Annotated in this window: 19 protein-coding genes; 5 read left to right on the top strand and 14 right to left on the bottom strand. The window is 72.1% G+C overall.

What is annotated here, in order from left to right:
- Window positions 1-50: 50 nt before the first annotated feature.
- From nusB to ACFFJB_RS05015, 9 genes are all read right to left on the bottom strand, one after another.
- The gene (nusB, locus tag ACFFJB_RS05055) at window positions 51-518 is read right to left on the bottom strand and encodes a transcription antitermination factor NusB (RefSeq protein ID WP_376830058.1); all 468 of its coding nucleotides are present in this window, start codon (window positions 516-518) and stop codon (window positions 51-53) included.
- Entirely contained in the window at window positions 505-1,008 is a 504-nt protein-coding gene (gene ribH / locus ACFFJB_RS05050) for a 6,7-dimethyl-8-ribityllumazine synthase (RefSeq protein WP_376830056.1), read from the bottom strand. Before ribH ends, nusB begins: the two co-directional genes overlap by 14 nt.
- A 99-nt stretch (window positions 1,009-1,107) precedes the next feature.
- Window positions 1,108-1,761 carry a riboflavin synthase gene (locus ACFFJB_RS05045; protein WP_376830054.1) on the bottom strand — a complete coding sequence of 218 codons (654 nt, stop codon included), beginning with the start codon at window positions 1,759-1,761 and terminating at the stop codon, window positions 1,108-1,110.
- A gap of 2 nt (window positions 1,762-1,763) precedes the next feature.
- The gene (ribD, locus tag ACFFJB_RS05040) at window positions 1,764-2,933 is read right to left on the bottom strand and encodes a bifunctional diaminohydroxyphosphoribosylaminopyrimidine deaminase/5-amino-6-(5-phosphoribosylamino)uracil reductase RibD (protein ID WP_376830052.1); all 1,170 of its coding nucleotides are present in this window, start codon (window positions 2,931-2,933) and stop codon (window positions 1,764-1,766) included.
- Window positions 2,930-3,445 (bottom strand): transcriptional regulator NrdR, encoded by a 516-nt coding sequence (gene nrdR / locus ACFFJB_RS05035; RefSeq protein WP_376830050.1) that lies wholly within the window; start codon window positions 3,443-3,445, stop codon window positions 2,930-2,932. The genes ribD and nrdR overlap by 4 nt, the downstream gene beginning before the upstream one ends.
- Before the next feature lie 319 nt (window positions 3,446-3,764).
- A complete protein-coding gene (glyA, locus tag ACFFJB_RS05030) occupies window positions 3,765-5,060 on the bottom strand; it encodes a serine hydroxymethyltransferase (RefSeq protein WP_376830048.1) in 1,296 nt (431 codons plus the stop codon).
- A gap of 289 nt (window positions 5,061-5,349) precedes the next feature.
- Window positions 5,350-6,609: a L,D-transpeptidase family protein gene (locus ACFFJB_RS05025; RefSeq protein WP_376830046.1), complete on the bottom strand. Its 1,260-nt coding sequence runs from the start codon at window positions 6,607-6,609 to the stop codon at window positions 5,350-5,352.
- A 311-nt stretch (window positions 6,610-6,920) separates the two neighbouring features.
- Window positions 6,921-7,361: a DUF6163 family protein gene (locus ACFFJB_RS05020; protein WP_376830045.1), complete on the bottom strand. Its 441-nt coding sequence runs from the start codon at window positions 7,359-7,361 to the stop codon at window positions 6,921-6,923.
- Between the two features lie 106 nt (window positions 7,362-7,467).
- A complete protein-coding gene (locus ACFFJB_RS05015) occupies window positions 7,468-8,526 on the bottom strand; it encodes an enoyl-CoA hydratase/isomerase family protein (protein ID WP_376830043.1) in 1,059 nt (352 codons plus the stop codon).
- Window positions 8,527-8,852: 326 nt separating this feature from the next.
- Between ACFFJB_RS05015 and hemB the strand changes: the two genes are divergently transcribed.
- The 5 genes from hemB (at window position 8,853) to ACFFJB_RS04990 (ending at window position 13,002) form a co-directional block, all read left to right on the top strand.
- Window positions 8,853-9,875, top strand: coding sequence for a porphobilinogen synthase (gene hemB / locus ACFFJB_RS05010; RefSeq protein ID WP_376830041.1), 1,023 nt, complete (start codon window positions 8,853-8,855; stop codon window positions 9,873-9,875).
- Window positions 9,876-9,902: 27 nt separating this feature from the next.
- Complete coding sequence (locus ACFFJB_RS05005) at window positions 9,903-10,442, top strand: hypothetical protein (RefSeq protein WP_376830039.1); 540 nt, start codon at window positions 9,903-9,905, stop codon at window positions 10,440-10,442.
- 241 nt (window positions 10,443-10,683) lie between these two features.
- The gene (locus ACFFJB_RS05000) at window positions 10,684-11,148 is read left to right on the top strand and encodes an RDD family protein (protein WP_376830037.1); all 465 of its coding nucleotides are present in this window, start codon (window positions 10,684-10,686) and stop codon (window positions 11,146-11,148) included.
- A 103-nt stretch (window positions 11,149-11,251) separates the two neighbouring features.
- A complete protein-coding gene (locus tag ACFFJB_RS04995) occupies window positions 11,252-11,998 on the top strand; it encodes an arginyltransferase (RefSeq protein ID WP_376830035.1) in 747 nt (248 codons plus the stop codon).
- The gene (locus ACFFJB_RS04990) at window positions 11,995-13,002 is read left to right on the top strand and encodes an acetyltransferase domain-containing protein (protein ID WP_376830033.1); all 1,008 of its coding nucleotides are present in this window, start codon (window positions 11,995-11,997) and stop codon (window positions 13,000-13,002) included. The genes ACFFJB_RS04995 and ACFFJB_RS04990 overlap by 4 nt, the downstream gene beginning before the upstream one ends.
- Before the next feature lie 442 nt (window positions 13,003-13,444).
- On the opposite strand, the gene ACFFJB_RS04985 is transcribed toward ACFFJB_RS04990, so the two are convergent.
- The 5 genes from ACFFJB_RS04985 to parC all read right to left on the bottom strand — a co-directional run bounded on the left by ACFFJB_RS04985 (window position 13,445) and on the right by parC (window position 20,024).
- The gene (locus ACFFJB_RS04985; RefSeq protein ID WP_376830031.1) at window positions 13,445-14,641 is read right to left on the bottom strand and encodes an acyl-CoA dehydrogenase family protein; all 1,197 of its coding nucleotides are present in this window, start codon (window positions 14,639-14,641) and stop codon (window positions 13,445-13,447) included.
- A 97-nt stretch (window positions 14,642-14,738) separates the two neighbouring features.
- Window positions 14,739-15,887, bottom strand: a complete 1,149-nt coding sequence (locus ACFFJB_RS04980) for an acyl-CoA dehydrogenase family protein (RefSeq protein ID WP_376830029.1) — start codon at window positions 15,885-15,887, stop codon at window positions 14,739-14,741.
- A 2-nt stretch (window positions 15,888-15,889) separates the two neighbouring features.
- On the bottom strand, window positions 15,890-16,738 hold the full coding sequence (locus tag ACFFJB_RS04975) for an enoyl-CoA hydratase (protein ID WP_376830027.1): 849 nt from the start codon (window positions 16,736-16,738) through the stop codon (window positions 15,890-15,892).
- A gap of 397 nt (window positions 16,739-17,135) precedes the next feature.
- Window positions 17,136-17,282: a hypothetical protein gene (locus tag ACFFJB_RS04970; protein ID WP_376830025.1), complete on the bottom strand. Its 147-nt coding sequence runs from the start codon at window positions 17,280-17,282 to the stop codon at window positions 17,136-17,138.
- 498 nt (window positions 17,283-17,780) lie between these two features.
- Window positions 17,781-20,024, bottom strand: coding sequence for a DNA topoisomerase IV subunit A (gene parC, locus ACFFJB_RS04965; RefSeq protein WP_376830023.1), 2,244 nt, complete (start codon window positions 20,022-20,024; stop codon window positions 17,781-17,783).
- Window positions 20,025-20,139: the final 115 nt, after the last annotated feature.

The following is a 20,139-nucleotide window of genomic DNA, read 5'->3' as shown; positions in this document are numbered from 1 at the left end:
GCTGCGGGCGCGGACTGCGGGCGCGGCGAAAACGCGGCGGGCGGCGCGGCTCAGCCGCCGCGCGGGCCGAGCTCGTCCGGCCGCTGCCGGCGGGCGATGGCGTCGAGCACGGCGTTGACGAGGCCCGGCTCGTCCTGTTCGTAGAAGGCGCGGGCCACGTCGACATATTCGGAGATGGAGGCTTTGGCCGGCACGTCGCGCCGGTTGAACAGCTCATAGGCGCCGGCGCGCAGGATGGCGCGCAGCACCGGCTCCACCCGGCGCAGCGGCCACCTGTCGGCGAGGGCGGCGTCGACGTTGCGGTCGATGCGGGCCTGGTCGCGCACCACGCCGGCCGTAATGTCGCGGAAGAAGGCGACCTCGGCCGGGCGGAACTCCATGCCCTCGATCTCGCGGCCCATCCAGTGGGACTCGAACTCGGCGATGACGTCGAGCACGCCCTTGCCGGACACGTCCATTTCGTAGAGCGCCTGCACGGCGGCCAGCCGCGCGGCGCTGCGTTTTTCACCCCTTGCCATTCTGGCCTGCCTGTCCGGCGCGTTTGACGCGCAACACGGCGAGCGCCGCCTCGGCCGCGCCGCCGCCCTTGTTCATGTCGCTGACCCGGGCGCGGGCCCAGGCCTGTTCCTCGTTCTCCACCGTCAGGATGCCGTTGCCCAGCGGCAGGCGGCGCTGCACGGAGAGGTCCATCAGCGCCCGCGCGCTTTCGCCGGCGACGATGTCGTAATGGCCGGTCTCGCCGCGGATCACGCAGCCCAGGGCCACGGCGGCGTCCCAGGGGCGGCCGGCGGCCTCGCCCTGGTCGAGCATGATGGCGATGGTCGCAGGAATCTCCAGCGCGCCCGGCACGGTGACCACGGTGGCCTCGGCGCCGGCGGCGGCCAGCGCGCCCAGGGCGCCGGCGAGCAGCTCGTCGGCCAGCTCCTCGTAATAGCGCGCCTCCACCACCAGCACGCGGGCGCCGTCGAGCGGTGTAACGGCAGCGGAAGAACGACGCGGAGCAACCATGTGCGGACCCTTTTCCGGAGAGAACGGCGAACGTTCCGCGGCGCGGCCCCGCGCCGGCCGGCGCGGCCCGCCCCGTGGCGAAACCCTGTGTGGAAGGGGTCAGTACCCCTTCGCCTGCGCCTCCGCAAGCCGGGCGGCGTAGCGGGCCATCATGTCCACCTCGAGATTGATGCGGTCGCCGGGCTGGCGCAGGCCCCAGGTGGTCACCTGCAGGGTGTGGGGAATGAGCAGCACGGAGAACACGTCGCCCTCCACCGTGTTGACGGTGAGCGAGGTTCCGTCGAGGGCGATGGAGCCCTTTTCGGCGATGAAGCGGGCGGTATGGGCCGGGGCGCGCAGGGTGAAGCGCGAGGTTTCGCCCCAGGGGGCGTCGTCGCCGGTGACGGCGTCGCGCGCCAGCAGCTCGGCCACGCCGTCCACATGGCCGGTGACGATGTGCCCGCCCAGCTCGTCGCCGATTTTCAGGGCGCGCTCCAGGTTGAGGCGGTCGCCCACGCGCCATGCGCCGGCGGTGGTGCGGGCCAGGGTCTCGGCGGCGACGTCGACGTCGAACCAGGCCCCGGCCGTTCCGTCCGGCCAGGCGTGCGGGCCCGCCGCCACCACCGTGAGGCAGGGGCCGCCGCAGGCGATGGAGGCGCCGAGCGCGATGGAGGCCGGATCGTAGCGCGAGGCGATGCGCAGGCGCCGCAGCGAGCCCTGGTGATCGTCAGCGGCGAGAATCTCGCCCACGTCGGTGATGATGCCGGTGAACATCGTTACGCCCTTTCGTATCTCTGCAGCCGGTCTGCGCCCAGCGGCTCGTCCGCGAACATGCGCATGCCGGCGAGACAGCCGGCGAGGTCCGGGCCGATGGCGGGAACGCCCGCGCCGGCGGGGCCGTCATAGGGGGCCGGCGCGGTGATCAGGTTCACTTCCTCGATGAGTCCGGCGGCGGCGAGCGCGTTGGCCAGGGTCGGCCCGCCCTCGCAGAAGGCCCGGGTGACGCCGCGGGCGCCGAGCAGATGCAGCGCCGCCGCCAGCTGCGGCCGGCCAAGGGCGTCGCCGGGAACGCGCATCACCTCGACGCCGGCGGCGACCAGCGCCCGTTCCGGCTCCGGCGGCGCGTCCTGCGCGGCGATGATCCAGGTGGGAACGCGGCGCGCGTCAGTGACCACCCGGGCGTCCTGCGGCGTGCGCAGGCGCCCGTCCAGCACCACCCGCACCGGCGACATGTGCGCCATGCCGGGCAGGCGCACGGTGAGATCGGGATCGTCAGCGAGAATGGTGCTGACGCCGACGACGATGACGTCGGCGTGGGCGCGCATCAGGTGGACGCGGGCGCCGGCGGCGGCGCCGGTGATCATGAGTCGCGGCCCGTGGCGGCGGGCGGCGACGCCGTCGGCGGTCCGGGCCAGCTTGAGCAGCACGGCGGGGCGCTTCTCCCGCACCAAGGTGAAGTGGCCGATGTGGTCACGGCGCGCCTCGTCCGCGCCGACGCCGACGGTCACGTCGATTCCGGCCTCGCGCAGCATGGCGTGGCCGCGACCGGCCACCAGCGGGTTGGGATCGCCGATGGCGGAGACCACCCGCGCCACGCCGGCCTCGATGACGGCGCCGGCGCAGGGGCCGGTGCGGCCCACATGGGAGCAGGGCTCAAGGGTGACGTAGAGCCAGGCGCCGCGCGCCGCGTCCCCCGCCGCGGCGAGGGCCATGGCCTCGGCGTGGGGGCGTCCGCCTGGCTGGGTGACGCCGCGGGCCAGCACGAAGGGGCCTTCCGGGCGCACCAGCACGGCGCCCACGGAGGGGTTGGGCGCGGCGCGGCCAAGGTTGCGCCGGCCGTACGCCAGGGCGTCGCGCATGAAACGCGCGTCGAGCGCGGCGACGCGGGCGGGATCCATCGCTCCGGCTCCGGGCTGCGGCCGGACCATGCGCCGTGCCTGGCTCATTCGCCGGACGCGCCGTCCGGCCGGGAGGCGGCTCCTGCGGGGCGCCGCGTCTCGCCGCCGCCCGAGCCGCCGAGCTCGCCGATGATCTCGCCGAACTCCCGCGCCTCGCGGAAATTGCGGTAGACGGAGGCGAAGCGCACATAGGCGACCTCGTCCAGGGCCTTGAGCCCGGCCATCACCAGTTCGCCCACGGTTTCGCTGGGAATTTCGGCCTCGCCCATGCTTTCCAGCTGCCGCACGATGCCGTTGATCATGCGCTCCACCTGCTCGGGCTCCACCGGGCGCTTGCGCAGCGCCACCTGCACTGATCGCTGCAGCTTGTCGCGGTCGAAGGGGGCGCGCTTGCCGGAACGCTTGATCAGCACCAGCTCGCGCAGCTGCACGCGTTCGAAGGTGGTGAAGCGGCCGCCGCAGTCGGGACAGACGCGCCGGCGCCGGATGGCTGCCGAATCGTCGGTCGGCCGGGAATCCTTCACCTGGGTGTCGAGACTGTCGCAGTACGGGCAGCGCATGCGTCTGACCTTCCGGTAAGCCTGCGGCGTCCGGCCGCCCCGCCCTTCCCGGGACGGGAAGGCGCAGCCTGCGGCGAACCGGAACCTGCGGCGCGAACCCCGCGGCCCGGCCCGCCCTTCGCCGGGCGCGGCCTGGACGAAGGTTCATTGTGTCAGGCTATACCGGCAATAAGCCCTCACGGCGACGGCTGGCAAGGCCGCTGCGCCCCTCCGGCCCGGTTTTCGCGCCCCCGGCGGATTTTTCCCCGTCCGCGCGCCGCAAAAAGCCGCCCGCCGCGGCGGGCGGCGGGCGGCCGTGACCGGACGGAATGGCGCCGGATCAGGCGTAGATCGGGAAGCGGCTGGTCAGCGCCTTCACCTCGGCGCGCACCTCGGCCTCAATGGCGGCGTTGCCCTCCTCGCCGTTCTTCGCAAGGCCGTCCAGCACCCGCACGATCAGCTCGCCGATGCGGGTGAATTCGGCCGCGCCGAAGCCGCGCGAGGTGCCGGCCGGCGAGCCCAGACGGATGCCGGAGGTGACGGTGGGCTTCTCCGGATCGAAGGGGATCCCGTTCTTGTTGCAGGTGATGTGGGCGCGCCCGAGCGCCGCCTCGGCGGCCTTGCCGGTGAGGCCCTTTGGCCGCAGGTCCACCAGCATCAGGTGGTTGTCGGTGCCGCCGGAGACGAGGTCGAGCCCGCCGGCCTGGATGGCGGCCGCCAGCGCCTGGGCGTTGTCCACCACCGCCTTCGCATAGGCGCGGAACTCGGGACGCAGCGCCTCGCCGAACGCCACCGCCTTGCCGGCGATGACGTGCATGAGCGGTCCGCCCTGCAGGCCGGGGAAGATGGCGGAGTTGATCTTCCTGGCGATCTCCGGATCGTCGGAGAGGATCATGCCGCCGCGCGGACCGCGCAGGGTCTTGTGGGTGGTGGTGGTGACCACATGGGCGTGCGGGAACGGCGAGGGATGCGCGCCGCCGGCCACCAGACCGGCGAAGTGGGCCATGTCCACCATGAAATACGCGCCGACCGCGTCGGCGATCTCGCGGAAGCGGGCGAAATCCCAGTGGCGGGCGTAGGCGGAGCCGCCGGCGATGATCAGCTTCGGCTTCTCGGCGCGGGCGATGCGGGCCACCTCGTCCATGTCGACGCGGTGGTCGTCCCTGCGCACGGTGTAGTGCACCGGGCGGAACCACTTGCCGGACATGTTGGGGGCGGCGCCGTGGGTCAGGTGGCCGCCGGCGGCGAGGTCAAGGCCCATGAAGGCGTCGCCCGGCTGCAGCAGGGCGAGGAACACCGCCTGGTTGGCCTGGGAGCCGGAGTTGGGCTGCACGTTGGCGAAGCCGCAGCCGAACAGCTTCCTGGCGCGCTCGATGGCGAGCTCCTCGGCGATGTCGACGAACTGGCAGCCGCCGTAATAGCGCCGGCCCGGGTAACCCTCGGCGTACTTGTTGGTGAGCACCGAACCCTGCGCCTCCAGCACGGCGCGCGACACGATGTTCTCCGAAGCGATCAGCTCGATTTCGTCGCGCTGGCGACCGAGCTCCAGCTCGATGGCGCGGGCGATCTCGGGATCGCTCTCGGCCAGCGACGCCCCAAAGAAGCTGTTGGACAGGTGCGGAGTGGTCTCGCTCATGCTGGTTTCGCCCACGGGCGCCTCACCTCTGCCGCAGCCGACGGCGCCACGCGCGCCGGCGTCAGCGGTGCCTGAAAAAATCATGCGGCGCGCCCGCCAGGGCCGCCGCCTGGTTCCTGATGCTGCGGGGACCGGCCCGGGCCGGCGCCGCCCTGCGACGGAAGCCGGCCTGCCGGCGCCAGGCTCTTACCACGTCGGCCTGTTGACGCCAACAAGTCTCCCCGGGGAGACGCGCGCCGCATGCGCCCGCCCTGCTCCGCCGCGCGCCGGCCCGGCCGGCGCCACGCGGTCAGTGTGATTCGCCGGCCTGCTCCTCGGCCGCAGCCGCGGCCATGGAGGCGTTCACGCCGAGGCCGTCGCGGTTGTAGATGTCGTCGCGGAACTGGATGACGCCTTCGGGGGTGCCCCAGGCGGTGATGTAGGTCCAGTAGATCGGCACCGGCTGGGCGAGGTTCACGTCGATGCGCTTGCCGGAATCGATCGCCGCCTGGATGGCGCGGGCGTCCCAGCCCGGCGTCTCCTCGAGCAGGAAGGCGACATAGTCGCGGATGTTCTGCACGCGCACGCAGCCGGAGGAGACGAAGCGGTAGTCGTCGCCGAAAATGCCGCGCGCCGGCGTGTCGTGCATGTAGACGCCGTGCGGATTGGGAATGTTGATGCGCACGAAGCCCATCGAGTTGATGTCCGCGCCCGGATCCTGGCGGAAGGTGTAGCGGGTGGCCTCGTAGGAGTTCCAGTCCACCTGGGAGGGCGGGATCTCCACGCCGTTGTAGTAGATGCGGATCTTCTGGTCCGTGAGGTAGTTCGGATCCTTCCGCATCCTCGGAATCAGGTCCTTGCGGATGATCGACGCCGGCACCGTCCAGAACGGGTTGAAGTTAATCTGGGTGACCCTGGCGTTCATGATCGGCGACTGGCGGTCGATCTTGCCGACGCCGGCGGCGTGGCGGCTCACCACATGGCCGTCGCGCACCGTCTCCACCAGGGCGGCGGGGATGTTCACCACGGCGTAGCGGCGGCCGGGATTGGCCGAGAGCGCCCGCAGCCGCACCAGGTTGGTCTCCAGCTGGCGGATGCGGGTGGAGACCGGCACGTTCATGGCGGCGATGGTCTGGGCGTTGAGCGCGCCGGTGGGGTTGAGACCATGGCGCAGCTGGAAGCGCTTCACGCCGCCCTCGACATAGCTGTCGAAAATGTCCTGGGCGCCGGCGACGCGCGGCAGGTCGCCGGAGGCGGCGAGACGCTGGCGCAGCGCCACCACCGCCGGGCCGCGCGCGCCAAGGCGCAGGCGCTGGCCGGCGGGCGTCGAGCCCCAGCCGCCGCGCGCCTCGATCTCGCGCAGCCGGGCGATGGCCTCCTCCGTGGCGGCGAGCGTCTCCCGGGACAGCAGCGGCGTGGACGAGCGCACGCTGCGCACGCCGACGCCGGCGTCATAGCTCTGGCTCCACTCCGCCTGGTTCTGGAACGCAAACTGCTGCGCGAGGGCGGGTCCAGCCACGAGGCCGGCGACCACGCCGCCCGCGCCGAGCAGGAAGGTACGGCGTTTCATTGAAAAAAACTTGTCGTTCATGGCCCTCGAACCCGTGCTGGAACAGCGCCGGTCCCGAACAGGACCGCCGCCCCGGGTCCCTGACTGTTCCGGATCGCTGCGCGCCGGCCCCGGCGGCGGCCGGGCGGCGCGTCATGCATGGGCCCCGTGTAGCCCGCGCGTCTTACCAAACGATGATCAGCACGGCGTTTTTATGGCGTCGCGCCGCGGCGGGGCGAAAAGGCGCCGACCGCGGCGGCGGCGCCACAACGCGCCGCTCCCCGCGCCGCGGCGGGCGCGCCCGGGGGAGAGCTGCGCGCGCTGGCCCGCCCTCAGGGCTGGTCGTGCGCCGCCAGCCAGGAAAACACCAGATAGAGCGCCGCCAGCAGGGTGAACAGCACCACGGTGAGCGCGCCGCTGGCCACCGCCCCGGGCAGGAAGATGGCCAGAATCAGATGGCTCATCAGCGCCAGCAGCCACATGATTCCGCCCCAGGTGCTGGTGAGCCACAGGCCGACGGCGGCCACCAGATTGAGCACGGCGAAATACGTCGAAGCCGCCTGGGCGCCGAGGCTGCGGTCCTCAAAGGGCACGGGCGAGGGAATGACGCCGAGGATGTCCGCCCAGGCCAGCAGGCCCATCATCATCCACAGCACGGCCATCAGCCGCAGGAACCACGTGAGGATGCGGCCCCAGCGCACGCGCGGCCCCAGCGGCGCCAGGCGGAGCGCCTCGATCATCCAGCCCTGCCTGTCCCCGTCGTCGCCGGTCACCTGCGCGGCTCCCTTTCGCCCTGTTCTGGCCCTGTGCTGCGCGCCGCGCCGGCGCCGTCCCGCGGGCGCGGGGCGGCGGACGTGAGGCGGCCGCCCCGGCGGCGCGTCAGTCGAAGGTCAGCTCGTTCGCGCCGAGCGGCTCGAAATATTTCGCCACCTCCGCCGGCGGCGTCGCGTCGAGCGAGGCCGGACTCCACTTCGGGCTGTGGTCCTTGTCGACGATCACGGCGCGCACGCCCTCGTAGAAATCGTGGCCGAGGGCGATGCGGTTGACGATGCGGTATTCGATGCGCATCGCCTCGCGCATGTCGACGCCGCGGCCGCGCCGGACCTGCTCCAGCGCGATCGCCATGCTGGTGGGCGATTTTGTGCGCATTGTGGCCGCGGTTTTCGCCGCGAAGGCGTCGCCGGCGGCGGCGGCCGCGTCGAGCCGGGCCAGCACGCCGGGCACGTCCGGGGCGCTGAAGGCGTGGTCAACCAGCGCGCGGTGGTCGAGCAGGGTCGAGGCGGTGGGGCGGGCGGCGTAAGGCGCCAGCACGTCGTCCACCGGCTCGCCGGCGACCAGCCGCTCGCGGATGGCGCCGAATTCGGAGGACGGGGCGGCGTGCGTGACAAGGCCGAGCGCATGGGCCTCCGCCTGGCCGATGCGCTCGCCGGTGACGGCGAGGAAGGCGCCGAGTTCGCCCGGCAGCTTCGGCAGGACGTAGGTGGCGCCCACGTCCGGGAAGAAGCCGATGCCCACCTCCGGCATGGCGAAGGTGAACCGGTCGAAGGCGACCATGTGGCTGCCGTGGACCGACACGCCCACGCCGCCGCCCATGACGATGCCCTCGACCAGCGACACGTAGGGCTTGGCGTATTCGCGGATGCGGACGTTGAGCTGGTACTCCTCGCGCCAGAAGGTGAGCGCCTCGTCGAGACGGCCGCCACGGCCCTGCTCGTAGAGCGAGCGGATGTCGCCGCCGGCGCAGAAGGCGCGGTCGCCGGCGCCGGTGACGACGACGCGCGTCACCTGCGGATCCTTCTCCCAGGCGTCCAGCGCCTCGCGCAGGCCGCGCACCATGGTCAGGGTCAGCGCGTTCAGGGCTTTCGGCCTGTTCAGAATGACGACGCCCGCCGACCCCTGGCGTTCGCAGATGATTTCGCGTTCCTGAACGTCCTGCACGACCGATTCCCCTGTCATTCCGGTTGTTGTGTCCGCGCTGTTCCCGGCGGGCGCCGCGCTGGCGGCGGCGGGGCCAGGCGCGCCGCCGGACTTTGGTGGCTTGCGCCGGCCGCGTCAATCGCCCGGGCCGCGGCGGCGGCCGCCCCGGCGCCGGGCGCGCGGCCCGCGAGCGCAGGCGGCTCTCCCAGGGACTCCCATGACGGCTCCCGTGGCGGCTTCCATGCGCGCCCTGCATTTTACTGGGCCGGCGCATGCCCTATAGATGGGGGCGAGACGCAGGGCCGCGCGCAGCGACGCGGCCGCCATGAACCACCGGAACGCCAGCCATGTCCAGCACCAGCAACGGCCCCGAAACCACCGATCTCCGTCTCGTGCGCCGGCCCCGGCGCAACCGCAAGGCGGAATGGGCGCGCCGTCTGGTGCGCGAGAACGCGCTGACGACCAGCGACCTGATCTGGCCGATGTTCGTGATCGACGGCGAGAAGCGGCGCGAGCCGGTGCCGTCCATGCCGGGCGTCGACCGCCAGTCGGTGGACGAGATCGTGCGCTCGGCGGCGGAGGCGGCGGAGCTGGGCATTCCGGCCATCGCCCTGTTCCCCTACACCGACCCGGCGCTGAAGGATCCTGACGGCAGCGAGGCGCTGAACCCGGACAATCTGGTGTGCCGCGCCGCCCGCGCCATCAAGAAGGAAGTCCCGGAGGTCGGCGTCATCATCGACGCCGCGCTCGACCCCTACACCAGCCACGGCCATGACGGCGTGATGGCCGGCGGGCGCATCCTCAACGACGAGACGGTGGCGCGCCTGGTGCGCCAGTCGGTGATCCAGGCCGAGGCCGGCGCCGACGTCATCGCCCCCTCCGACATGATGGACGGGCGCGTGGGCGCCATCCGCGAGGGGCTGGACGCCGCCGGCTTCCAGGACGTGCAGATCATGTCCTACGCGGCGAAATACGCCTCGGCGTTTTACGGCCCGTTCCGCGACGCCGTCGGCTCCGGCGCGCTGCTGGTGGGCGACAAGCGCACCTACCAGATGGACCCCGCCAATTCCGACGAAGCCCTGGTCGAGGCGGGCCTCGACGTTGAGGAAGGCGCGGACATGATCATGGTCAAGCCCGGCCTGCCCTATCTCGACGTGCTCTACCGGGTGAAGACCGGGCTGGGCATGCCCACCTTCGCCTATCAGGTGTCGGGCGAATACGCGATGATCGAGGGCGCGGCGCGCAACGGCTGGCTGGACGGCGAGAAGGCGATGATGGAGAGCCTGCTGGCCTTCAAGCGCGCCGGCGCCGACGGCGTGCTCACCTATTTTGCGCCGCGCGCCGCGCGGCTGCTGCGCGGGCGGGCGTAGTCCGCGACGCGTGACCGCGAAGGAAACATGACCGCGACGGACCATGGCGGCGGAAAAGCGGCGACGCGGCCAGCGACCGCGGCGGCGGACGCGGGCCGGCCGCCGGCTGCGGGCGGCGGGGGGCGCGGTCCCTCGCGGCTGGCCATGCTGTGCGCCGTCGCCGTCGGGGCGGCGCTGGGCGCCGGCTGCCTGGCGCTGTGGAAGCTGTGGCCGGAGCAGCTGGATCCCCGGGCGGTCAGCCTGTGCCGCTCGGTCATTCCGGCGCTCAATCCGGAGGGTACCACCTACAGTTTCGGCCCGGCCCGGCGCGGCCCCGGCGAGGGCGCGCTGCGCGTCGCCTATGTGGCGCATCTGCCGGACGGGCGCACGCGGGCGCGCGTGGTGGGCTGCCGTTTCGCCGCCGGCGACGGCGGACGGCCCCGCATCACCGGCGTCTCCACCGAGCGCGGCCCGCTGGGCGAGGCCAATTTCTATTTTCTGCGCCGGTTTTACCTGGAGGCCGACGACGGCCCGCCGCCGGACCCGGGCGCGGCGCAGGTGAAGGCGCCGGCCGGCGGAAACAACTGACAGGGCGCGGCCGGCGGCGTGCGTCCGGCGCCTTTCCCGCCCCAGCCCGCGGCGCGGGACTGGATTTCCCCGCCGGCGGCCCCATATTGGCTTGCGGCGCCGGCCCGGCGGGTCGCCGCCCGGAGCGGTCACCGCGCGCCGGCGAGGCGCGGCGGCCGCGTCCCTCAACGGCCGCGCGCGCCCACGGGGCGCGTCGCGGCCCCTGTCCGCAACGGCTCCCCCGCCGAGGAGGCGCATCTCCATGGCCCACACTGACTACGCCGCCCCGCCCGCCCCTGAATGGCGCTGGCGCACCAATGGCGTGCTGCCCACCCGCCTGCTGGCGTGGCTGGTCGACCTGGTGATCATCGCCGTGTGGACGATGATGCTGGCCTTCATCGTCTTCGTGCTCGGCTTCATCACCTTCGGGCTGGGCTGGTTCCTGTTCGCGCTGGTGGTTCCGGCCTCGGGCATCATTTACAGCATGATCACCGTCGGCGGGCGGCGGCAGGCCACCATCGGCATGCGGCTGATGGGGCTGAAGGTGGTGCGCAATCTCGGCGGCCCGGTGGACGCGATCACCGCCGGCGCGCACGCGCTGTTCTTCTATGTTGCGGCCAGCACCGGCCTGCTGTGGCTGGCGGACGTGGTCGTCGGCCTCATCGACGGCCGCGGCCGCATGGGCCACGACCTGCTGGCCGGCCTGACGGTGGTGTGGAACGACTGACGCGCGCGGCGGGGCCCCGGCCGGGTGTTTCCCTCCGCCGCGGGCCGGTGCTATCGTCTCCCGACGGGCCGCCGCAGGCGGCGCAGCAGGGAGGGGCCTTGGCGTGACGACATTTTCGCGCGAAACGCCCCGTTTCTTCATCACCGCCCCCTCGCCCTGTCCCTATCTGCCGGGGCGCGAGGAGCGCAAGGTGTTCACCCACCTGATCGGCCGGCGGGCGCGGGAGATCAACGACCTGCTCAGCAACAGCGGCTTCCGCCGTTCGCAGACCATCGCCTACCGTCCGGCGTGCGAGGGCTGCCAGGCCTGCGTCTCGGTGCGCATTCCGGTCGCCGGCTTCCGCCCCGGCCGCGCCTTCCGCCGCGTGCTGGCGGCGAACGGGGACCTGGCCGGCGTCATGGGGCCGGCCGAAGCCACCTCCGAGCAGTACGCCCTGTTCCGCGAATACCTGCTGGCGCGCCACGCCGACGGCGGCATGGCCGACATGACGGTGCAGGACTACGTGATGATGGTGGAGGAGACGCATGTCGACACCCGCCTCGTCACCTACCGGCGGCGCGGGCCGGACACGGCGTTCACCGGCCGCGGCGAGGGACCGCTGGTGGCCGCGGCGCTCACCGACATCCTGCATGACGGGCTGTCGATGGTGTATTCGTTCTATGATCCGGCCCAGCCCGGCCGCAGTCTCGGAACCTTCATGATTCTCGACCACATCCGCCGCGCCCGCGTGATGGGCCTGCCCTATGTGTACCTGGGCTACTGGGTGGAGGGCTCGGCGCGCATGGCCTACAAGGCGCGCTTCCGGCCGCAGGAGCGGCTGACGCCGGCCGGCTGGAGGCGGGCGGAATGACCGTGGAGGCGGCTGGCGGCCCGGCCGCGACGCGGCCGGCGGGCGCCGAGGCGGCGCGGGCGCCGCGTCTGCCGGTGATCGACGCGGCGCGCGGCGTCGCCCTTGTCTGCATGGTGATTTACCACAGCGCGTGGGACATCACCTTTTTCAACCTGGCGCCGGTTGACGCGGTGCATTCGCCGTTCTGGCGCAATTTCGCCCACGCCATCGCCGGCAGCTTCCTGTTTCTGGTGGGCGTCAGCCTGGTCCTCGCCAGCCGCGGCGGCATGGACTGGCGGGCATGGGGCCGGCGGCTCGCCATGATCTGCGCCGGCGCGGCGGCGGTGACGCTCGCCACCTGGATCGGCAATCCGGGCCAGCTGATTTTCTTCGGCATCCTGCACTGCATCGCCCTGTCCAGCGTGCTGGCGCTGCCGTTCCTGCGCCTGCCGCCGCTGGCGACGGCGCTGGCCGGCGCGGCGGTGATCGCGCTGCCGTTTTTCTGGACCTCGCCGGTGTTCGCGTGGGGGCCGCTGGTCGTCACCGGCCTCGCCGACGTCCTGCCCAACACCGCCGACTGGGTTCCGGTGTTTCCCTGGTTCGGGGTGGTGCTGCTGGGGGTGGCGGCGGCCAGGGCGGCCGGCGGCTGGTTTCCGGACACGGCGGCCGGCCGCTGGCGCGGCGCCGGTCGCGTGGGGCGCCTGCTGACCTTCGCCGGCAGGCACAGCCTGTTCGTCTATCTGACGCACCAGCTGGCGCTGATGGCTTTTTTCGGCGCCCTCGCATGGGCGTTCGGTCCCAGCCAGGCGGCGCTGGACATGCGCGTCGGCGGCCAGTGCCGCGACGCCTGCCACGGCCTTGGCGGCGGTGAGGCCTATTGCCGGAGCTATTGCGACTGCATGGTGGATTCGCTGCGCCGCGACGGCCTGTCGGGACCGGCGCTCTCCGGCGCGCTGACGCCGGAAGGCCGCGCCCGTCTCGGCGCAGCCGCCGGCCAGTGCCGCGAGGCGGCGACGGCGCAGTGACGCCGCCGGCGCGCCGTTCCGCGCGCCTGCGGATCGCAGGGGCGGAGCCGCCCGGACCGGCGGGCCGGGCGCCTGGGCCGGCGGACCGCGAACAGGCCGGCGCCGGCCTGCCCGCCCGCGCCAGCGCCGGATGCGGCCGCGCCCCGTTCCCGCCTGGCTCCAGGCCCCCTCCCCTTCGCCGTCATGCGCGGGCGCGCCCGGAGCGCCAGCAGCCGCGCGCCCCGGAACCCGGAGCGGGCGCATGGCCCGGCCGGCGTGACGGATGGCCGGGTCAGGCCCGGCCATGATGGCTGAGGCGACGCGCGGCGCGGGCTCCGCCATGGCGGCGCGCGTCTCTTGCGCCCGGCAAAAAGCCCGCGCGGCGCGCCGCGCGGGCTGAACGCCGGCGGGCGGGCCCCCGGCCGCCGGAAACGCGCGGGGCGGGCGGCCCCGCGCCGCGGAATCAGAGGCCCACCATCAGCTTGGCGATGATGTCGCGCTGCACCTCGGACGAGCCGCCGAAAATGGTGAAGGCGCGGCTGTTGAGATACTCCGGCGTCACCGGCAGCTCGACCTCCGGCAGGGTGGGCTCGCTGTTGAGGCCGTACAGCGGGCGGCGCGGCTCCCACACCAGCGCGTCATAGCCGAGCACGTCCACGGCCAGACGGGTGATCGCCTGCTTGATCTCGCTGTTGCGCAGCTTGAGCAGCGACGACACCGCGCCCGGATTCTGGCCGGTCTGCAGCGCCGACATGATGCGCAGCTCGGTCATCTCCAGCGCGTCGATGTCGATCTCGATCTCGGAGATGCGCGCGGCGATCACCGGATCGTCGATGGGCAGGCCCGGCGCGTGCTCGCTGGCCAGCGCCACCACATGGTTGAGGCCGCGACGCAGGCGGGCCGCGGCGATGCCGCCGCCGCGCTCGAACTCGAGCAGATACTTGCCGTAGGTCCAGCCCTTGCCTTCCTCGCCGATGAGGTTGGCCACCGGCACGCGCACGTCGTCGAAGAAGACCTGGTTCACCTCATGGTCGCCGCCGATGGTGATGATCGGGCGGATGGTGATGCCCGGCGACTTCATGTCGATCAGGATGAAGCTGATGCCCTCCTGCTTGCGACCGGTGTCGTCGGTGCGCACCAGGGCGAACATCATGTTCGCCTCATGGGCGTGGGTGGTCCAGATCTTGGTGCCGTTGATGACGTAGTGGTCGCCGTCGCGCACCGCGCGGGTCTTCAGCGAGGCGAGATCGGAGCCCGAGCCAGGCTCGGAGTAGCCCTGGCACCAGTAGTCCTCGCAGTTGAGGATGCGCGGCAGGTAATAGGCCTTCTGCTCGGGCGTGCCGAACCTGATGATCACCGGGCCGACCATGGAGATGCCCATGGGCGAGGTGCTGGGCGCGCCGGCCCTGGCGCACTCCGTGGCGAAGATCCAGCGCTGGGCCGGGGTCCAGCCGGGGCCGCCGTATTCCTTCGGCCAGAACGGGGCGGCCCAGCCCTTGCGGGCCAGCGCCTTGTGCCACGGGTCGGACTGGGCGCGATCCGAGAACACCGACGGGGTCAGCGCCTCGTTGCGCTTCATCTCGGGCGTGAGGGTTTCGGCGAGGAAGTCGCGCACCTCCTGGCGGAAGGCGAGCTCCTCTTCAGTGAACGAGAAATTCATCGGTCGTTTCTCCCGGAGCCTGCCGCCGGCCTCGCCCGGCCGCGGCGGCTCCCCTAGTTCCTGGTGAGGCGGATCCTGCCGCGCGCCGCCAGCGGGCTCAGGCGGCGCGGCTGGCGGCGCTGAGCGCGGCGTGGCGGCGCAGCTGCACGTCCGGACCGCCGAACATGGCGTCGAAGAACACCACGCGCTTGAGGAACGAGCCGATCTCCAGCTCCTCGGTCACGCCCATGCCCCCGTGCAGCTGCACGGCCTGCTCGGCGACGAAGCGCGCGCCGCGACCGATCTTCGCCTTGGCTCCGGCCACGGCGCGGCCGCGGGCCGCCGGCTCGTCCTCGATGAACAGGGCGGCGCGCAGGGCCAGCGAGCGGGCCTCCTCCAGCGCCACGGCCATGTCGGACATGCGGTGACGCAGCGCCTGGTTGGCGGCGAGCGGACGGCCGAACTGCTCGCGGGTCTTGATGTAGGCGGCGGTGGTCTCCACCAGGGTCTGCATCATGCCCACGGCCTCCGCGCACAGCGCCGCGGCGCCGGCGTCGCACGTCTTTTCGATGGCCGGCAGGGCGTTGTCGGAGCCGCCGAGCAGCGCGCCGGCGCCGACGCGCACGCCGGAGAGGGTGAGCTGCGACACCGAGCCGCCGCCGAGCCGCAGGTCATTGCGCAGCGTCAGGCCGGCGGCGTCGCGCGGCACGAGAAACAGGCCGATGCCGGCGGCGTCCTTCTGGCCGCCGCTGATGCGGGCCGAGACGATGATGATGTCGGCGCCCGCGGCGTCGAGCACGGCGGTCTTGGCGCCGTCGATCACCCAGCCGTCGCCGTCGCGCGCGGCGCGGGTCGCCACGTCCTGCAGGTCGTTGCGCGCCTGGCGCTCGCTGTGGGCGAAGGCGAGGCGCAGCTCGCCGGCGGCGACCTTCGGCAGCAGCTCCGCCTTCTGCTCCTGCGAGCCGGCGGCGAGGACGGCGCCGCCGCCCAGCACGACCGTGGCGAGATAGGGCGAATCGACGAGCCCCTGGCCAAACGCCTCCATCAGGATGCCGGTTTCGACGGCGCCGCCGCCGAGACCGCCGAACTCCTCCGGGAACGGCACGGCGAGCCAGCCGAGGTCGGCGAACTCCTTCCAGGTCGCCGGCGAGAAGCCCTCGCCCGCCTCGGCGCGCTTGCGCCGCGCGTCCGGATTGTACTGGTCGCGGACAAAACGCTCCGCGCTTTCGCGCAACATGCGCATTTCTTCGGTTGGAGTGAGATCCATGGTCAGACTTTCGCCTTGTCCTTGACCGGCGCAGGCACGCCGGCCGGGTCTACGAGTGAACCAAACTGCTGCTGGTTGTGCGCGTGGCACAGCTGGTGCAGGGCGAAGGCCCTGTCGATGGCCGCCTGCTGGCCCATGATGTCGAGGGCGCCGTTGACGGCCTCCTTCGTCAGCTTGAGGGCGAAGGCGGGCTTGGCGGCGATGCGCCGCGCCAGATCAAGGGTGAAGGCGCGCAGCTGCTCACGCGGAACCACATGGTTGACCATGCCGAGCCGGTAGCCCTCGCGGGCGCTCCAGCTGTCGGCGGTGAACAGGAGCTCCTTCGCCTTGCGCGGGCCCAGCTCCCAGGGGTGGACGAACCATTCGACGCCGCACACGCCCATGGTCACCACCGGGTCGCAGAAAGAGGCGTCGTCGCTGGCGACGATGAGGTCGCAGGCCCAGGCCAGCATCAGCCCGCCGGCGACGCAGCGGCCCTGCACTTCGGCGATGGTGGGCCTGGAGACGTTGCGCCAGCGGCGGGTCATCTGCAGGTAGATTTCCTGCTCGCGGCCATAGAGGCCGTGGGCGCCGGGCTCGCTGAAGCCGCCCCAGTTGAACACGGGCGGAAAATCGGCGCCGGCGGCGTTCTTCCCGCCGGCGCGCAGGTCATGGCCGGCGGAGAAATGCGGGTCCGCGCCGGCGAGGATGATCACCTTCACCGCGTCGTCGGCCGCGGCGTCGTCAAAGGCGGCGTTGAGGTCGTAGGTGAGCTGGAGGTTCTGGGCGTTGCGGGCGGCGGGCCTGTTCATGACGATGCGCGCGACGCCATCGGCCGGCCGTTCGACCAGCACGGTCTCATACGCCTTCATGCCCCCTCCTTTCGCCGGCGCGCCGTTCATGCGTTTGTTTTCAACACGTTGGCGCGTTTCGCGGCGCTGCGCCGCCGAACCGATCAAACGTTAGGTCTATAAATCGCGCGCGTCCAGATTTGTCGAGGCCCCGCTGTGGGCGCACGCTGGTTGCGGCTGCGACAAATGGACGGCGCCGGAGCGGCGGCCCCGGAGCGGACGCGGCGGAAACAGGGATGGGGAAACAGGGATTGGGGAAACGGCGCAGGCGGCGCGGGTGGGCTGGCCGCGGCGACGCCCGCTGGCGCGGCGGGCGCGAAAACCGGCGGCCTGGCGCTGCCCTTCGCCGGGGCTCCCGCATCCGGCGCGCAGGCGAGGCGGCAGGGCGCCGGCAGGCCGGGAGCCGCGACCGCCGCTGTCAGAAATCTTCGTCGGCGATGTGGTCTTCGTCAGCGAAGTCGGACGCGTCGACGTCGTTCCACAACCCTTCGTCTTTCCACAGGGCGTGGTCCACGGACGCAGCGACGGCGCCCGTGGCCGCCTGCTGCTCCATTTCGGTCTGCATGTCTGCGTCCGCCGCGGGACTGCCTCCGTTACTGGCCATTCCTTCCCCCCAGAACGAACGCCGTTCGCCCAGTACAAACCAAATCACGCAGCAAAATCAAGCACAGGCGGGGCAGCATAAAATACGCATTGTCCATGTAATTACAATTTCTCCATGAAATATCCGGAAAATCAGCGGCCGCGCTGCGTCAGCCGGACGCCTGACTATCCGCCGCCCGCCCCTTTCCTTCCGCCGTCATGCCCGGGCCTGACCCGGGCGTCCGCAACCGCGCCCACCCCCGCGCCGGGCGCACGGCCCGGCCCTGGCGACGGGCGGCCAGGCCAGCCCGGCCATGACATGGTGGAAGCGAACGCCACGGCGCGGGCCTCCGGCGCGTCGCCCCGCCGGCCTGCCCCGCGCCCTGCGGAGCAACGCCGTGGCGGCGCGCTTCGCCTTTCGGCCATCGCGTCAGTGGGGGCGGCCCGCCCCGGCCGCCGGCGCTGGCGGAACGGAGAGGGTTCAGCCGAAGCGGTTGTTGCGGGGGAAGCCCTTGGGCGGCAGACGGCCGGCCTCGGCGCGGTTGCCGATCCAGTCGCGCAGGTCGTCGGCCGCCACCGTCCAGGTGCGGCCGGAGCTGTCCTTCCACGTCAGGCCGTCGGCGAGGGTGAAGACCTTGGCGTCGGAAACGCCGCCGTCGCGATATTTCTGCAGCCGCACGCCCTTGCCGCGGGTCATCTCCGGCGTCTGCACCAGCGGGAAAACCAGCAGCTTGCGGTTCTGGCCGATGATGGCGACGTGATCCCCCGCCGCCGGCGCGCACAGCGCCAGACGGTGCGGCGCGTCCATCACCATCACCTGCTTGCCCTTGCGGGTGTTGGCGACCATGTCGTCGCTGGAGACGGCGAAACCGCGCCCTTCGGTGGAGACCACCAGCATCTTCTCGCCCGGCCGGTACGGCCAGGCGGCGACGACGCCGGCGTTCTCGTCCATGTCGACGAGGATGCGCAGCGGGTCGCCGACGCCGCGCCCGCCCGGCAGCTTCGCCGCCTCAATGGTGAACACCCGCCCGGTCGTGTCGGCCAGCAGGATGCGCGAGGTGGTCTCGGCGTGGAACGACAGCAGCAGGCCGTCGTCGCCCTTGAACTGCACGCCGGAAACGTCCGCCACGTGCCCCTTGAGCGCCCGGATCCAGCCCTTCTTCGACAGCACCACGGTGACCGGCTCGCGCTCCACCATGGCCTCGGTGAGGTCGATGGAGCCGGCCGCCGGCGCCTCGGCGAAGGTGGTGCGGCGCCGGCCCAGCGGCGTCTCGGGACCGAACTGCCTGCCGATCTGGCGGATTTCGGCGGACACCTTCTTCCACTGCGCCGCCTCGGAGGCGAGCAGCGCCTGCAGGCTGGCCTGCTCCTCCAGCAGCTTTTCCTGCTCGGCGCGCAGCTGCATCTCCTCCAGCCGGCGCAGGGCGCGCAGGCGGGTGTCGAGGATGGCGTCGGCCTGGATCTCCGTGAGGCCGAACCGCTGCATCAGCGCCGGCTTCGGCTCGTCCTCCTCGCGGATGATGCGGATCACCTCGTCGAGATCCAGATAGACGATGAGCAGGCCGCCGAGCACCTCAAGCCGCCGGCCGATGACCTCCAGGCGCCGGCGTGAGCCGCGCTGCAGCACCTCGCGGCGGTGGTCCAGCCACTCGCGCAGCACGGCGGCGAGGCCGAGCACCCGCGGCGCGCGGCCGCCGGAGAGCACGTTCATGTTGAGCGGCACGCGGCTTTCCAGCTCGGTGAGCCGGAACAGCGACTCCATCATCAGCTCCGGATCGACCGTGCGCGCGCGCGGCTCGATGACGATGCGCACGTCCTCGGCCGATTCGTCGCGAATGTCGGCCACCAGCGGCAGCTTCTTTTCCTGCAGCAGGTCGGCGATCTTCTCGATCAGCCGCGCCTTGGGCACGAGATAGGGAATCTCGGTGACCACGGCGACCCAGCCGCCGCGGCCCACGTCCTCCTTCGTCCAGCGGGCGCGCACGCGGAAGCCGCCGCGGCCGGTGGCGTAAGCCTCAAGCATGCTCTCGCGCGGCTCGACGATGACGCCGCCGGTGGGGAAATCCGGCCCCTGGATGAAGTTGAGCAGCTGTCCGGCGGTCGCCTCGGGGTGGGCGATGAGATAGAGCGCGGCGTTGCACAGCTCTGCGACGTTGTGCGGCGGAATCGCGGTCGCCATGCCGACGGCGATGCCCTGGGCGCCGTTGGCCAGCAGGTTCGGGAAGGCGGCCGGCAGCACCATCGGCTCGGTGGTGGAGCCGTCGTAATTGGGGCGGAAGTCGACCGTGTCCTCGTCGATGCCCTGCAGCATCAGCCGGGCCACGTCGGTCATGCGCGCTTCGGTGTAACGGTAGGCGGCGGCGCCGTCGCCGTCGATGTTGCCGAAGTTGCCCTGGCCGTCCACCAGCGGGTAGCGCAGGGCGAAATCCTGGGCGAGGCGCACCATGGCGTCATAGATGGCCTGGTCGCCGTGCGGGTGGAACGAACTGATGACGTCGCCGACCACCTTGGCGGATTTCTTGAAGGGCGCGCCGGGATCGAGCCGCTGCAGGCGCATGCTGTAGAGGATGCGCCGGTGCACCGGCTTCAGGCCGTCGCGGGCGTCCGGCAGGGCGCGGTGCATGATGGTGGAGAGCGCATAGTCCAAGTAGCGCTGCTCCAGCGCCTCGCGCAGCTCGACGTTCTCAATGCCGTCACCGGACGGCGTCCCGACCTCACTGTCCATCAGCTTCCCCGGTTTGCGCCGGCGCGGCGCGAAAAGGCGCGGCGGATGCGGGCGACGGCGCGCCCTCCCGCCGGCGCGTCAGCCCCCTCCGGCGGCGCTCCGGCCGCCGCGGAGG

The sequence above is a fragment of the Camelimonas abortus genome, assembly GCF_042432745.1.
GTDB classification, from domain to species: domain Bacteria; phylum Pseudomonadota; class Alphaproteobacteria; order Rhizobiales; family Beijerinckiaceae; genus Camelimonas; species Camelimonas abortus.
Note: the sequence above shows the minus strand (reverse complement) of the source record. Positions and strands in the feature narration are given on the sequence as shown.